At 65.8% G+C, this 14,645-nt stretch carries 15 protein-coding genes; 11 read left to right on the plus strand and 4 right to left on the minus strand.

The window, feature by feature from the left end; all coding sequences use genetic code 11:
- Both BJI67_RS03390 and BJI67_RS03395 read left to right on the plus strand, forming a co-directional pair.
- Positions 1–990 carry a cyclodeaminase gene (locus tag BJI67_RS03390; RefSeq protein ID WP_070071837.1) on the plus strand — a complete coding sequence of 330 codons (990 nt, stop codon included), beginning with the start codon at positions 1–3 and terminating at the stop codon, positions 988–990.
- Positions 991–1,063: 73 nt separating this feature from the next.
- Positions 1,064–2,314 carry a M24 family metallopeptidase gene (locus BJI67_RS03395; protein ID WP_083250602.1) on the plus strand — a complete coding sequence of 417 codons (1,251 nt, stop codon included), beginning with the start codon at positions 1,064–1,066 and terminating at the stop codon, positions 2,312–2,314.
- Here BJI67_RS03395 and BJI67_RS03400 read toward each other — a convergent pair.
- Positions 2,311–3,282, minus strand: a complete 972-nt coding sequence (locus BJI67_RS03400) for a phosphatase domain-containing protein (protein WP_070071838.1) — start codon at positions 3,280–3,282, stop codon at positions 2,311–2,313. The two genes, BJI67_RS03395 and BJI67_RS03400, sit on opposite strands and share 4 nt — an antisense overlap.
- A gap of 197 nt (positions 3,283–3,479) precedes the next feature.
- On the opposite strand from BJI67_RS03400, the gene BJI67_RS03405 reads away from it, so the two are divergent.
- The 6 genes from BJI67_RS03405 to BJI67_RS03430 all read left to right on the plus strand — a co-directional run bounded on the left by BJI67_RS03405 (position 3,480) and on the right by BJI67_RS03430 (position 8,692).
- Positions 3,480–4,967, plus strand: coding sequence for a Do family serine endopeptidase (locus BJI67_RS03405; RefSeq protein WP_070073921.1), 1,488 nt, complete (start codon positions 3,480–3,482; stop codon positions 4,965–4,967).
- Positions 4,968–5,073: 106 nt separating this feature from the next.
- Positions 5,074–5,682: a DUF938 domain-containing protein gene (locus BJI67_RS03410; RefSeq protein ID WP_070071839.1), complete on the plus strand. Its 609-nt coding sequence runs from the start codon at positions 5,074–5,076 to the stop codon at positions 5,680–5,682.
- Between the two features lie 105 nt (positions 5,683–5,787).
- On the plus strand, positions 5,788–6,828 hold the full coding sequence (locus BJI67_RS03415; RefSeq protein WP_083250603.1) for a cytochrome D1 domain-containing protein: 1,041 nt from the start codon (positions 5,788–5,790) through the stop codon (positions 6,826–6,828).
- Between the two features lie 210 nt (positions 6,829–7,038).
- Positions 7,039–7,719, plus strand: a complete 681-nt coding sequence (locus BJI67_RS03420) for a flagellar brake domain-containing protein (RefSeq protein ID WP_070071840.1) — start codon at positions 7,039–7,041, stop codon at positions 7,717–7,719.
- A 66-nt stretch (positions 7,720–7,785) separates the two neighbouring features.
- Positions 7,786–8,241, plus strand: a complete 456-nt coding sequence (locus BJI67_RS03425; protein ID WP_197513284.1) for a DUF1275 family protein — start codon at positions 7,786–7,788, stop codon at positions 8,239–8,241.
- A gap of 37 nt (positions 8,242–8,278) precedes the next feature.
- Positions 8,279–8,692 (plus strand): GFA family protein, encoded by a 414-nt coding sequence (locus tag BJI67_RS03430; RefSeq protein ID WP_070071842.1) that lies wholly within the window; start codon positions 8,279–8,281, stop codon positions 8,690–8,692.
- On the opposite strand, the gene BJI67_RS03435 is transcribed toward BJI67_RS03430, so the two are convergent.
- Both BJI67_RS03435 and BJI67_RS03440 read right to left on the minus strand, forming a co-directional pair.
- The gene (locus BJI67_RS03435; RefSeq protein WP_038093344.1) at positions 8,689–9,621 is read right to left on the minus strand and encodes an AEC family transporter; all 933 of its coding nucleotides are present in this window, start codon (positions 9,619–9,621) and stop codon (positions 8,689–8,691) included. The two genes, BJI67_RS03430 and BJI67_RS03435, sit on opposite strands and share 4 nt — an antisense overlap.
- 110 nt (positions 9,622–9,731) lie before the next feature.
- A complete protein-coding gene (locus tag BJI67_RS03440) occupies positions 9,732–10,673 on the minus strand; it encodes an NAD-dependent epimerase/dehydratase family protein (RefSeq protein WP_070071843.1) in 942 nt (313 codons plus the stop codon).
- 91 nt (positions 10,674–10,764) lie between these two features.
- Between BJI67_RS03440 and BJI67_RS03445 the strand changes: the two genes are divergently transcribed.
- The 3 genes from BJI67_RS03445 (at position 10,765) to BJI67_RS03455 (ending at position 13,841) form a co-directional block, all read left to right on the plus strand.
- Positions 10,765–11,667, plus strand: a complete 903-nt coding sequence (locus tag BJI67_RS03445; RefSeq protein WP_070071844.1) for a LysR family transcriptional regulator — start codon at positions 10,765–10,767, stop codon at positions 11,665–11,667.
- 77 nt (positions 11,668–11,744) lie between these two features.
- Entirely contained in the window at positions 11,745–12,209 is a 465-nt protein-coding gene (locus BJI67_RS03450) for a peroxiredoxin (protein ID WP_070071845.1), read from the plus strand.
- A 213-nt stretch (positions 12,210–12,422) separates the two neighbouring features.
- Entirely contained in the window at positions 12,423–13,841 is a 1,419-nt protein-coding gene (locus BJI67_RS03455) for a methyl-accepting chemotaxis protein (RefSeq protein WP_070071846.1), read from the plus strand.
- A gap of 36 nt (positions 13,842–13,877) precedes the next feature.
- Here the strand turns inward: BJI67_RS03455 and BJI67_RS03460 are convergent, their stop codons facing one another.
- On the minus strand, positions 13,878–14,627 hold the full coding sequence (locus BJI67_RS03460; protein WP_070071847.1) for a ferredoxin--NADP reductase: 750 nt from the start codon (positions 14,625–14,627) through the stop codon (positions 13,878–13,880).
- Positions 14,628–14,645 lie beyond the last annotated feature (18 nt).

The following is a 14,645-nucleotide window of genomic DNA, read 5'->3' on the forward strand; positions in this document are numbered from 1 at the left end:
ATGAGCGTACGGATTCTCGGCGAGGGCGAACTGCGCCGCCTCGTGCGGCTCGACGAGGCCGCCATCGAGGCCGCGGAGCACGCCTTTCTGGCCCTCGGCGAGGGCCGCGCGATCCAGCCGCCGGTGTTGGCGCTGGAGATCGCCGCACGCAATGCGGAGGTCGACATCAAGACCGCCTACATCGACGGCTTGCCGCAGCTTGCGATCAAGGCCTCCTCGGGCTTTTTCGGCAATCCCGCGCGCGGTCTGCCCAGCCTCTCGGGCTTCATGGCGCTGCTCGATGCCACGAGCGGGCGCACGGTCGCGGTGCTGCTGGACAACGGCTATCTCACGGACGTGCGCACGGCCGCCGCAGGCGCGCTGGCGGCACGCACCCTGGCGCGTGCCGATGCCCGCGTGGCCGGCGTGCTCGGCAGCGGCGTGCAGGCGCGGCTGCAGATCGAGGCGCTGAGCCTCGTGCGTCCGCTCGAACGGGTGCTGGTGTGGGCACGCGAGCGCAATGCCGCGCTGGTCTATGCCGACGAGATGCGCGCGCGCCTCGGCATTCCGGTCGAGCCGCGCGAAGCGGCCGAGGCGGTGGTGCGCGAGGCGGATATCGTGGTGACCACGACGCCTGCGCGCGAACCGCTGGTGCAGGCCGAATGGCTGCATCCCGGCCAGCACGTCACGGCCATGGGTTCGGATGCGCCCTACAAGAACGAGATCGCCCCCGCCGCCGTGGCGCGGGCAGACCGATTCATATGCGACGTGGCCGCGCAGAGCCTGGCCCTCGGCGAGTTGGGTCCGGCGGTGGCGGCGGGCGCAATGCCGGCGGACACCCTGCCCGTCGAACTGGGCGCGGTGCTCTGCGGACGGTCCAGCGGACGCACCGACAGGGACGAGATCACGCTCTGCGATCTGACCGGCACCGGTGCGCAGGACACCGCGATCGCGGCCCATGCACTGGCGCGTGCGGTCGCGGCGGGGTACGGTCTGACTATCGGGGAGTGACGCGCCGGACCGGTCCGGCGTGAAGAGGGGGCCGGCACCTGCGCCGGCGCGAAAGTGAACGAGAGGCTCATGCATGACCAATGAAACCCCTTACCAGCATGCCAGCGCGGTGTCGCCGGTCGGTTGCCCCGCGCGTCACGGCGACATCTGGCCCCTGCCCTTCAGCCCGCTGGAATACGCCGACCGCCTGCTGCGCACCAAGACCCTGATGAAGGCGCAGGGGATCGAGGTGCTGCTGGTGTTCGACCCGGCCAACATGAATTACCTGACCGGCTACGACGGCTGGTCGTTTTACGTGCCGCAGCTGATCGTGGTGGCTCTGGCCGAACCCGAGCCGCTGTGGATCGGGCGCGGCATCGACCTCAACGGCGCGCGCGAGACGACCTACGTCGAAGACGCCAACCTCTACGCCTATTCCGACCGCTACGTGCACCACGATCACCGCCATCCGATGGACTTCGTCGCGCACATCCTGCGCGAACGCGAGCTGGACAACGCGCGCATCGGCCTGGACATGGACAGTTACTATTTCTCGGCGCGTGGCTATGAGGTACTGCGCAGGCAGATGCCGCACGCGAGCTTCATCGACGTCACCCGTCTGGTGTCCGGACTGCGTTCGATCAAGTCGCCGCAGGAACTCGAATACATGCGCCAGGCCGGGCAGATCATGCAGCGGGTGATGAAGGTCGCGCTGGGCAATGTCGAGCCGGGCATCCGCCAGTGCGACGCGGTGGGCGAGATCTACCGCGCGCAGATGCGCGGCACCCAGGCCTACGGCGGCGACTATCCCGCCATCGCGCCGATGCTGCCGACCGGTCGCGGCACCTCGACCCCGCACCTGACCTGGACCGACAAGCCCTTCGTGCGCGAGGAGGCCTGCATCCTCGAACTGGCCGCGGCGCGCTACCACTACCACTGCCCGATGGCGCGCACCGTGTTCATGGGCGATCCGCCCAAGCGTCTGGTGGACGCGGCGATGATCGTCGCCGACGGCGTGCAGGCGGCGCTGGATGCGGTCAAGCCGGGAGCCACCTGCGAGGCCATCGAGGCGGCCTGGCGATCGGTCACGGCGCCGCGCGGCATCGTCAAGGAGTCGCGCATCGGTTATTCGATGGGGCTGAACTATCCGCCCGACTGGGGCGAACACACCATGAGCCTGCGCCCCGGCGACCGTTCCGTGCTCGAACCGGGCATGACCTTCCATCTGATTCCCGGAATCTGGATGGACGACTGGGGCGTGGAGATCTCCGAGAGTTTCGTGGTCACCGCCGACGGCTACGAACTGCTCGCGCCGTTCCCGCGCAAGCTGTTCGTCAAGCCCTAGAAGTAGCCTTCCTGCTCGGCCACCGCGTTGACCAGCGCGCGACCGCCGTCGAGGCTGTTGCTGATGCCGTGGCGGTGGTCGATCCACCAGCGCGCCTCGGTCTGCGCGGCGAGATAGTCGGCGGCGCGGGCGATGCCCTGCTTGACCGTGCGCCAGTGGTCGGGGTCCTCGGCCTCGGCCTGCGCATCGACGCGGACGACCCAGGCGTTGACCTTGTCGAGGCCGCCGAAGGCGGACAGGCGCACGCCCTCGGCCCAGGCGATCTGCCTTTCCGAACCCTCCAACGGCGGCAGCCCGCGCGCCTGCGCTGCGAGGCGCGCGGCGGCGGCCTGCCGGGCGCGCTCCGCCCCGGCCTCCTCGGCCTGGCATAGCAGGCAGGTGCCTTCCGCGAGCTGCCCGCAACGGTCTTCCCAGGCATAGTCGTCGTCGCCGTAGAAGGGGTAGAGCATCACATGCTCGCAGGCGTGGCGGATGGTTTTCAGTTCGAACTGTTCGCGCGTCGCGCCGTTGCCCTGGTTGGGGCCGAACAGGGTGCAGGGCGTGCCTTGCTGCGCATGCCAGCGCGCGACGTCGAGGTGATGTGCCGATTCGTAGACGCGGCGGATGCGCCGTCCTGCGTAGTGTCGTTCGATCACCTCCGTCTTGAAGGCGAGCGCAGGACGCCGGTCCCGTTCGGGGCGCAGCCAGAGGGCGTCGTGCTCGATCCGCCAGTCGCGCAGCCAGCGCTCGGTCTGCGCGCGCACGCCCATGCTGCGCCCGCTCAGGAGGATGACCGGGGTGCCCGCCGCGCGCGCCTGGTTGAGCCGCTGGATCAGGGGCAGGTTGGGCATATCGTCGCCGCAGGCGGCATGGAAGGCGTCCCAGTCGCGCTCGCCGGTCTCGTTGTGCAGGTGATGCAGGCGGTGTTCGATCAGGGCGAGCACGCCGTCCAGCCCGCAGATCACGATTTCGCGTTCGTCCGCTGTCATCGACCTGCAGCCCTCGCTGATGCGTAAAAACGAGTAAATCTTTGCGACCCGGGAACCGTCGCAGTGCGGCTACAGACCGCGCGGTCTCTTGCTTTGCGGCATTTACACCGAATGCGGGTCGTTTCGGGCATACGGAACCCCTGCAGCGCTTTCCTGTCCATCCGCCAGACAATATGCCAGACAGGGAGAAAACGATCATGAAATGGAAGACGTTGCCGCGGCGCCGGCACAGGGCGCCCCGCATCTGGTTGAACGCACTCCTGGCCGCGGTGTTCGGGCTCGGTGTGGGCATGAGCGGCTGGGCCTTCGCCGGCAAGCCCGATCTGCCGATCCATCCGGACACCTCGCCGCAGCGGCAGCTGGTGAACCTGCCCGACTTCACGCCGATCATCAAGCGCGTCGGCGACGCCGTGGTGAACATCAGCAGCACCAGTTCGCGCGTGGTGCACCAGGGTCCGCAGGATCCTTTCCCCCCGGGTTCGCCGTTCCATCAGTTCTTCCGCCAGTTCATGGCGCCCGGCGGACAGCAGCACGAGAAGGTGACCGACCTCGGTTCGGGTTTCATTCTCAGCTCCAACGGCTACATCGTCACCGCCGGCCACGTGGTGCGTCACGCCAGCCACATCGTGGTGACCCTGACCAACCACCGCTCCTATCCGGCCAAGCTGGTCGGCCTGTCGGTGCGCTATGACACGGCGCTGCTCAAGATCGATGCGCATGACCTGCCCACGGCTCCGATCGGCAATTCCAACAACCTCAAGGTCGGCCAGTGGCTGCTTGCGGTCGGTGCGCCGTTCGGGTTTTTCAATACCGTGACCCAGGGCGTGGTCAGCGCGATCAACCGCACCCTGCCGCACGACGACGAGTACATTCCCTTCATCCAGAGCGACGTACCGATCAACCCCGGCAATTCGGGCGGTCCACTACTCAACATGTCAGGTCAGGTGGTCGGTATCAACGACCAGATCTACACCAGCAGCGGCGGTTACATGGGGCTCTCGTTCTCGATCCCGATCGACACCGTGATGCACGTGGTGGACGACTTCAAGCAGCACAAGCCGGTGCAGTTCGGCTGGCTCGGCGTCGAGGTGCAGGACGTGACCACGCAGATGGCCAAGGCCCTCAATCTGAAGGAGCCGGTGGGCGCGCTGGTCGCCTCGGTGTCGCACCATAGCCCCGCCGCCAAGGCCGGTCTCAAGCCCGGCGACGTGATCGTGACCTTCAACGGCCAGCCGGTCGACACGGTGGGTCAGTTGCCGCCGATGGTGGGCAACACCCTGCCGGGGACGAAGGTCGATATCGGCATCCTGCGCAACGGCAAGGCGATGACGCTGCATGCGACGGTCGGCGTGCTGCCGCAAAACGCCGGTGGCGGCACTGGCTCCACGGTGAACGGCAACATCTCGCGCCTGCACATCCAGGTGCAGTCGTTGAGCGAGAAGGACAAGAAGCACTTCGGCGTCGAGCATGGCGTGCTGGTCATCGGCGTCGGCAACGGTCCGGCCGCCAACGCGGGCATCATGCCCGGCATGGTGATCCTGGACGTCGCCGGCGAGCCGGTCCACTCGCCGGAGCAGCTCAAACGACTGGTCGACGGATTGCCTGCCGGTCGTTCGATCGCCGTTCGGGTGAGGGCGCACGGCCAGACGCTGTTCACCGCGATCACCCTGCCGCCGAAGGGCTGAAGCGACCATCGGGTCAACCTGCGGCGGTGTCCAGTCGGGCACCGCCGCACGTCTTTGCCCGGTAGGTGTTAATCTTGCGCCTCAATCCAGCGCCTCGGGGAAGCTCATGCCCACCGGCAAACCCTATGCGGAGTCCAGCGAACAGAACCGGGATCCGATACTGACCGTGCTGCGGGGGTTTTTCGACGCACCCGGCCGGGTGCTCGAAATCGGCAGCGGCACCGGTCAGCACGCGGTGTATTTTTCCGCCGAGCTGCCGCATCTGAGCTGGCAGCCCAGCGAGGTTGCCGACAATCTGCCGGGCATCCATGCCTGGCGTGACGAGGCGGGGCTGGACAACGTGCTGGCACCACTTGAGCTCGACGTGCGTCGGCGCCCCTGGCCGGTCGAGGCGGCTGCCTACGAATATGCCTATTCCGCCAATACCGCACACATCATGTCCTGGCCCGCGGTCTGCGAGTTCATTGCCGGCGTGGGCGAGGCGTTGGCGCCCGGCGGGCGTTTCGCGCTCTACGGACCGTTCAACTACGGCGGGCGCTTTACCAGCGAGAGCAATGCCCGCTTCGATGCCTGGCTCAAGGGACGCGACCCGCAAAGCGGGGTGCGCGATTTCGAGGCTATTCGCGAACTGGCTACGGATGCCGGACTCGAACTGGCCGAAGACGTGACCATGCCGGCGAACAACCGCGTCCTCTGCTGGGTCAAACGGTGCTAAAAAGCGAACGCGAGGCTTAGGAACGGGTCAAAGTAAGGTTTGATGCCTATCTAATGACCTTTGCGATGACGCTCGAGTGCGTCATCGTGCACTGGAGACGCGCCCATGTCGAAGCTGCATATTTCCGAGGCCGGACCCTTGAAGCGGATATCCCTTTCCTTCGCGCCCCATGTCAGGCGGATTGTGAACCTGGTCACTCTGTGCGTTGCGCTACCGGCAGTTGCCCACGCCGGGGGCCTGCAAAGGCTGTTCCCCGAACCGGTATACGTCGACATGCAGCAGACCGGAGATATCGAGGAATTTCCTCGCCAGGTCGTGTGGCATGGTTATCCAGACTGTCATTATGTCGAGGTAGGACCCAAGGGAAATCTGCTGATGATCAGCGGGTTCAAGACGGGGCGGATCTATTTCGCCGACGCCCATAACGGACGGAAATTGGCCACGGTCAGGATCGGCAGGGTGGTGCAGGGCGTCAACATAAGTCCCACCGGCCAGCTTGGCGTCGCGGTGGACACCTCGGCCGGCGCGATCAAGCTGATCAACCTACGGGATTTCAAGGTGACCCGCACCATCCCCGTGGGCCGGATGCCGCACAACCTGGTATTTTCGAAGCACGGCCATCTGGCCTATGTCTCCGTTCAGGGCGCGGACAAGATCGCCGTGGTCGATATACGCGCCGGCAAGGTGCTCCGGGACATTCCGTTGCCGGGTATGACCGGACCACACAATCTGGCCCTGAGCCCCGACGGGCGCACGCTTTGGGTGCGCAATCATCCCGCGCCACACCAGGACGGTACGGTGGCGGTCGTTGATCTGGCCACTGGAAGGGTTAAACGCTACATTCACGTCGGCCTATTTCACGGTGGCATGGATGTGCTGGCGGACGGCAAACTTGCCTTTACCACGGATATTGGCGGGGATACGGTGGATGCGATCAATACCCGTTCGCTGAAAGTGGTACGGCGTATTGACGTCGGAGCCGGCCCGCACGGTGTGCGCTCCTCCGACAACGGCCGTTATGTCTATAGCGCCACGACGCGTGGTAACCAACTCGCGGTGATTGATGCCCGGACACTCAAGGTGCTCCGCCGCATTCCCCTGCACGGTCGGTTCGGATTCTGGCTCGCGGTGCGGGGGAGACCGTAAGCGAGCTATCCGCCAGCGGTAGGAATTGGATCGCTTTTTGCTTTGTGCTGGGGTGCTCGTAGATCATCGGGCCGATGCCGAATGTTGCCGACTCGGTATGTGTCATCGTTCTGAAGCAATATGTTGTTAATTCGGATGGCTGGCTGGTGTTAGGGAAAACAGAAATGGCGACATTGTGGACGCCTTGAACCAGATCGGGGCAAAAAACAGATGACGGTCCAGCAGGATATCGAACTAGCCAAACAGCCACAGGATGCCGAACCCAGCGATTTCAGCCCCATTCTGACCGGCGGTCTCAAGGTCTTCGTGCAGGTTCCGCCTTATGAGGCGCGTTTCGAGGCGAGCATTCTGGGCTGTGTGGCGCAGGAATACGTGATTGTGCGTGCCGCCGCCTCGGGCAAGTCGCCGGGTGTGGCCTCGCTTGCCCCAAGAGTGGGCGACAAGCTTATCGTGCGCTTCCTTGTGGACGGTGTCGCCTATGGATTCGTGACTCCCGTGATCCATTCGGGCGCGCTGCCGGAGCCGCTGCTTTTCCTGCACTATCCGGAGCGGATCGACCGTGTCAGTGTGCGTCAGCACCGCCGTCTGCCATGTCGACTGCCATGCACTTTGGTTGGCTCGACTGGTGAAAAGAACATTGCCCTGTTGCTCGATATCTCGGAGCAGGGCGCCAAGATCGCCTATCCGGAGTCCAATGCGCAGGGCTGCGACGCCGGCACCGCGATCGGACTGGACTTGCCATTGCCGGCGCCGTTTGGAATGCAATCGCTGCATGGGCGGGTCGTGAGCGTGAGTCAGCAGGGGCGCGCCCTGGTCGCAGGCGTCATGTTCGACGATAGCTATACCGATCTGTTGTCCAGTCTGTATTCCATCCTGAGTCTGATGACCTGATTCTGCCTGACGGCTGCGCGCTTCGCCTGCGGAAGCGATATGCTGTGCGTTATGCCGTACTCGCAGATGCCCGAACAAACCGCTGCCGCCCTTGCCGACGATGGAGCGATGCCGCTGCTGTTCGTCGCCGCGGCACTGCTGGCTGCGCTCGCCGGTTACGTGAATGCGATGATGCTCAGCTATGCCGGACTGCCGGTCAGCCACATGAGCGGTCCCGCGATCATGCTGGGCATCGACCTTGGGCATGACGATCTGCGCCGGTTGCTGGTGCTGTTCGGGATTATGGCGAGTTTTCTGATCGGCGCGATGGCCGGTCTGATGATCTCTTCCACGGTGCTGCGCCCGGGGCGCAGCTACGGCATTGCGCTGCTGATCGAGGGCGGGCTGCTGACGCTGGCGGGCCTGTCTGCCGTCGGCGGCTACAGCGTACCCGCGCTGATGTTGGCGGCCTCGGCGGCGTGCTGGCCTTCATCCACTGGGGGCCGGGGGCGCTGTTCCTCGCCGTCGGGTTGTGCCTGCTGATCGCGCTCGCCTATCTGCCGCGCCAGGAGCGGGCGGCGTGATCGAGGGCCGCTGTGCCTGCGGTGCCTGCCGCTACCGGATCGACGCCGCGGGTCTCGACGACGTGGCGATCTGCCACTGCGGCGAGTGCCGGCGCAGCACCGGAGGGACGCATGTCACCTGGGCCAGCGTGCCGCGCGCGGCCTTCCAGTGGACCGGAGTCGAGCCGCACTGCTACCGGCCGGCAAGCGGGGGCGAACGTTATTTCTGTCCCGCCTGCGGCGCACACCTCGCGCTGTGGACGCCGCTCGCGCCGGATACCCTCGACGTCACCGTGAGCACCCTGGACCATCCCGAGCGCCATCCGCCGGATCGACATATCTGGGTGAGCAGCCGCCTGCCCTGGGTGTCACTGAACGACGGCCTGGCGCAGGAGGACGAGGAAACGCTGCCGCCGCGCGAATCGCGCTAGCCGCCGAGCCAGGCGGCGAGACCGGAGATCGTCGCCACCGAGAGCAGCGTGGAATAGAGAATCGAACGCGAGGCGAGACCCGCTTCGCGGTCGTAGAACTTGGCCAGCATGAACGGTCCCGTGCCCACCGGCAGGGCGCTCATCAGCACCGCCGTATGCGACCACACCGCCGGCATCTGGAAGGCGCCGAAGGCGAGCGCGGCGGTGACCAGCGGCTGCAGGAACAGCTTGAATCCGACCACGCGGCCGACGCTGCCGCCGGCCTGCCCGGGTTGCCTGCGCGACAGGAACAGGCCGATGGTGACCAGCGCGCAGGGGCTGGCGGCGGCGCCGAGCAGGCTGGTGAAGCGCAGCACCGGGGCGGGCAATGGCCATCCGGTGAGCGCGTAGGCCAACCCGAGCAGGGGGGCGAGCACCAGCGGATTGCGCAGCAGCGAGCGGCCCACGCGCAGCAGGGTGCGGCCGAAATGAGGGCTTTGCTGCAGATCGGTCTCGATCAGCACGATGGCGCCGGCGAACAGCACGGTCGCGGTCATCAGGGTGGCGATGATCGCGGGCGGCAGGCTGTCCTTGCCGAACAGGATCAGACACAGCGGGATGCCCATGTAGCCGGTGTTGGCGTAGGACGCGCTCAGTCCCTCCAGGCTCAGGTCCGCGAGTCCGCGGCCCGGTGCGCGCGCGAACAGCAGTGCGACCAGGAAGGTGACGCCCATGCCGACGCCGAAGGCGATCAGGAAACCCGGGTGGGCGACCTCGCGCCAGGTGATCTGCGCCATGGCCTGGAACAGCAGCGCGGGCAGTGCCAGCCAGACCACGAAATTGTTCAGGCTGTCGGTCGCCGCGGCGCCGAGCAGGCCCCGCCGACCGACCACGAAACCGGCCAGAATCAGCGCGAACACGGGCAGCACCGAACCCAGCACGGAGGTCATGTCGGCGTCCGGTGCGGGCGGGAGTGTGCTATGGAGATCGGCGGCAGGCCGGGCATGGCGGTACGACGCAGGCGGCAAACGTGGGATTCTCGTGTGCCTGCGATCTGGGGTCAATCCGCGGGCACCGGCCCTTGCAGCATCTCGCGCATGACCTCGTCCAACGGGGTCCGCGGGCAACGGTCGCCGACGATCGACCGCAGCCGCCCGTCATCCAGGTTTACCTCCCGCTGCCACAGGTAGCGCATTTCGATCACGCCTCTCATCAGAGGCGAAAACGGTGCCGCGAGTCGCAACGGCCACCACGCCATGGGATGCGGGATCACTTCGAGGCCGCTGGCTGTGTGCAGGGCGGTGGCGATTTCGGCGAAGCTGGCGCGGTGGCCACGGTAGTGCAGAGGACACCAGGCGGGCAGCTCCCCCCGCACCTCGAGCAGGGCCGCGGCACAGGCCGCGGCGTCCGGCAGATAGGCCCAGGTATGCGGCAGTTCGGACGTGCCCGGCAGCGTGAGTCGGATGCCCCGGGGTACCCGTCGGATCAGGTGCTGCAACCAGCTGCCTGCGGCATGGCGGCCGATGAAGTCGCCCATGCGCAGCAGGATGACCCTGGCGCCCCGCTCGGCGGCTTGCGCGAGCCGCGCCTCCATGGCCAGGCGCAGCCGACCTTTCTCGGTGATCGGCCGCTGTGGCGAGCTCTCGTCGAAGACCGGACCGTCGGCCGGGTCGAAGACGTAGACGTTGCCCGGGAAAAGTACGGTCAGACGTTCGCTCTCGGCGACTGCGGCGGCGTTTTCGAGCATCGGCAGCGCGACGCCGCGCCAGCGGTATTTGGCCGGGTTGGCCGCGTGCACCAGCACCTCGGCACCCTCCGCGGCGCGTTGCAGATCGTCGCGCCGCCGGGCATCGCCGGCGAATAGCCTCGCCGCCGGCAAGCCTGGGGGCAATCGCGACGCATCGCGTACCAACGCGCTGAGTTCCCAGCCCCGTGCGTGCAGCGCCCCGGCCACGGCACTGCCGAAACCGCCGCCCAGGCCCAAAATGAGTGCTCTCGGCATGGTTGTCTCCTGACCATGTGATTTCGACGGCCAGTTTGAGTTATGTATATTGGCATTAGAATAGGAATATTCTTCGTACCGTTATGCAAATATGAATGACGTCGATTGGCGCCGCGTGCGTATTTTCCTGGCCGTTGCCGTTGCCGGCAGTCTGTCCGCGGCGGCCCGTGAGCTGGGTCTTTCGCAACCGACCCTGAGCAGGGAGATGCTGGCGCTGGAGCGCGAAACCGGGGTCAATCTCCTGCGCCGTACGAAACAGGGCGTGAGCCTGACCGAGGCCGGCGAACGCCTGGTCGAAACCGCGGCAAGGATGGGGCGGGCTGCGGGCGATTTTGCCCGCGAGGCTGCGGGCATTTCCGCCGAGACGGTGGGTGACGTCCGGGTCAGCGTCAACGAGGTGCTGGGTACCTATCTGCTGCCGGCCGCGCTGGCGGCGCTGCGCCGCCGTCATCCGGGCATCCGGGTGGATGTGGTGATCAGCAATCGCGTCGCCAGTCTCGACCGCGGCGAGGCGGATATCGCGCTGCGCATGTTCCGTCCGGCGCAGGCCGATCTGGTGGTGCGTCGGCTCGCCGACATGCCGCTGGGTTTTTATGCGCACCGGGATTACGTGGCCCGGCACGGCGATCCGGCCCATTGGGGCGATTTGGTCGGGCACAGCGTGATCGGCAACGATCTTGACGCCGATTTCATCGAGGGTGCTTCGCGCATGGGCCTGGAGATCACGCGTGACGATTTCAGCCTGCGTTGCGATCATCTGCCGACGCAGATCGAACTGGCGCGGGCGGGCGCGGGCATCTGTGCCATGCACCAGGGGCTTGCCGTGCGTTGGCCGGAGCTGGTTCCGGTCATGAGCTGGCTGCAGCTGCCGGCGCTCGAATGCTGGTGCGTGGCGCATCGCGATGTCCGGCGCAATCCGGCGATCGGGGCCACGATGCGTCATTTGGCCGATTGGTTCGAGAGCGACCCGTATGCCCTGTCGCGCGCCACTTGAACCGCGGGGCATGTCGCGGCCACAGTCTTGCGAACAGACCCTAGCGATACCCGAACCACGCAACAGGAGGACACAACATGCTCGAAACGGGACAAAAGGCGCCGGATTTCTCCACGCTCGACCAGTCTGGCGCGCCGGTCAGGCTGGCGGATTACGAGGGCGTGCAGCACGTGGTGCTGTATTTCTACCCCAAGGACGACACCCCCGGATGCACCATCGAGGCGAAGGATTTCTCGCGTCTGGCCCGCGATTTTTCGGCCGCCGGCGCCGTGGTGTTCGGCGTGAGCCGTGACTCCAGTGAAAGCCATCGCGAGTTTATCGATAAGTACGGCTTGGACATCGGTCTGCTCGCGGATACCTCGGGCGATTTATGCGAGCGTTATGGGGTGTGGCAGGAGAAGGAAAAGAATGGGGAGCGGCTGATGGGCATCATGCGCTCAACCTTCATTGTCGACCGGGAGGGCAGGCTGGCCTATGCAGAATATGGGGTCGATCCAACCGGGCATGCCGAACGCATATTGGAGCGGGTGCGCGCGCTTTAGCTTCTGCCTTGTGGCGGGGCGGGCCGGGACCTGATCGCACTAAAGCGAAGCGTAAAAGCCCAGTAAAACGGTCAGATTGACTTGTCTTAGATGGCCCTGGGCTTGCATACATGGACGTGGCGCGGCAGATAGCCGGGCGGTGAATCGGCGCTTGCTTGGCGATTCGGCGCAAGACTGTCAGCCGCATGGAAACCTGACAAGGAGGTCCCGCGCATGTCGTCCGTTGTCCTGCTCGGCCGCAATGCCAGCAAACGCAAGCAATTAATCCAGACGCTCGAACGTCTGACCGAAAGGGATTGGGATCTAACCGTCTCTTTCGCCGAAACGGGGGCGGACCCCGAGCTGGCCACGGCGCTCAATCGTTTCGTGTCGCGTCTCGCCGAAACGATCGGGCGGTCGTCCCGCTCGGCCATCGCCGTGGCGGCGGCCGCGCCCAGGCTGGAGGAGTTGGGGCGCCAGACCCGGGGCGACAGCGAGGCCTTGTCGCTGGCCTCGTCGAACATCGCCAGCGCCGCGGAAGAGATGGCGATGACGATCGAACGCGAGCTGGCGCGCAATTCCCACGAGATCGCAGACTTTTCGGCCGGCGTCACGCGCGCGGTAGCCGAGGGCGACGGCCACGGGGCCGATCTGGAGGAGCGCATCCGCGAAGTCGACGAGCGTGTCTCCAGTCTGCTGGGCGAGGTCGAGGCATTGAGCGCGCAGGCGCATAGCATCGGCGAAATCATCGGGCTTATCGACGGCATCGCCCGCCAGACCAATCTGCTGGCACTCAACGCGGCCATCGAGGCTGCGCGTGCGGGTACCTATGGACGCAGCTTCGCCGTGGTCGCCGGAGAGGTGCGCGGACTCGCCCATCAGACCGCCGAGGCTACCGCCCGGGTGCAGGAGATCGTGGATCAGGTGCAGGCGGGGATCGGCGCTACGGTCAGCGGGGTCGGCGAAGTACATGACAGCGTAGTGCGAGGTCGCGAACAGATGGGGGCGGCCCGTCAGCGCCTGGGCGAGGCGCGCGTGGCGATGGATCATCTTGACGAACGCATCCGCGGCATCGCCTCGGCCACCGAGCAAATGGGTGTGGCAGCACAGACCGTCAGCCACGACGTGCAGGAGGTGGCGCGTATTGCGCGCAGCATGACCGAGAAGGCGGGCGAGGCCGGGGATACCAGCCAACACCTGCATAAGCTGGCCGACGAACTGTTGACCTCCATCGGCGTATTCCGTTTCGACGTGCATCGCAGCGCGCGTCTGGCGGCCGAGAGCGTGGCCGGCGATCCCGGCATCGTCGGGCTGCGCCGGCCGGGGCTGGAACAGACCCTACGGCGAGCGCTGGGGCAGCATGCCTTCTTCGAACTGCTCTACGTGACCGACGCCCACGGACGTCAGGTCAGTGAGAACGTGGCAGCGGAAGGCTTCCAGGCCAGTTACGGCGCCAGCGGCATCGGTCAGGACTGGGGCGAGCGCGAGTGGTTCAGACGCGTACACGACGACGGGGTGTCCTATGTCAGCCCGGTCTACCGTTCGGCGGCGACCGGGCGTTTCTGTTTTACCGTGGCGGTGCCGATACGGGAACATAACGGCTTGCTGCGTGGCGTGCTGGGCGCCGACGTGCGGCTCGACGCGCTGCTCTGAGGTCGTTTCCGTGCAGGGAACAAAACGCTTCCTTGCTTAGTCTTCCTTGGCGAGGACGAAGGCCAGTTCCACGGTAAAATTGCCCACACCTTTATAATCGGTCATGACCCAACCGTTAGCTTCGAGGTGATCGGTCATTTCCTGATTCATGTTCGGGTTGCCGCATAACATGACGCGGTCATGTTCCGGGTCGGGCGCGGGCAGGTCGAGCATCGAAGACAGTTCGCCGGAGCGGAACAGGTCGGCGCCGCGTCGACAGACCTCGAAGGGCTCCTGGGTAACCGTCGGCATGTAGCGTAGGTGCTCGTTGGCCAGAGACTCGATTTCGCTGCGATAGGCGAGCTCCGGGACGGTGCGCACGGTGTGTACGAGAATCACGTTTTCATGCTGCTTGTAGGTTTCCGGGTCGCGGATCAGGCTCATGAACGGTGCCAGGCCGGTGCCGGTGGCGAGCAGGTAGAGGTTGCGCCCAGGACGGACATAGTTCAGGGTCAGCGAGCCGGTGGCCTTGGTGTTGATCCAGATGCCGTCACCGGGTTGGATCTTGGCGAGTCGGCTCGTCAAGGGGCCGTCGGGCACGTGGATGCTGAGGAATTCGAGGTGATCGGCGTCGTTCGTGGAGACGATGGAATAGGCGCGGGCGATGAGCTTGCCCTCCGGGCGCAGGCCCAGGGTGACGAATTCGCCGTTCTTGAACTGGAAATTTTCGGGCCGCGTGGTAGTGAGGCTGAAGGTCTTTTCCGACCACCGGCGCACGGATGTGACTTGCTGTTCCGAGTAAGGCATTGATGCTGTCCACTTTTA

Source organism: Acidihalobacter aeolianus (assembly GCF_001753165.1).
In the GTDB taxonomy this organism is placed as follows: Bacteria; Pseudomonadota; Gammaproteobacteria; order DSM-5130; family Acidihalobacteraceae; genus Acidihalobacter; species Acidihalobacter aeolianus.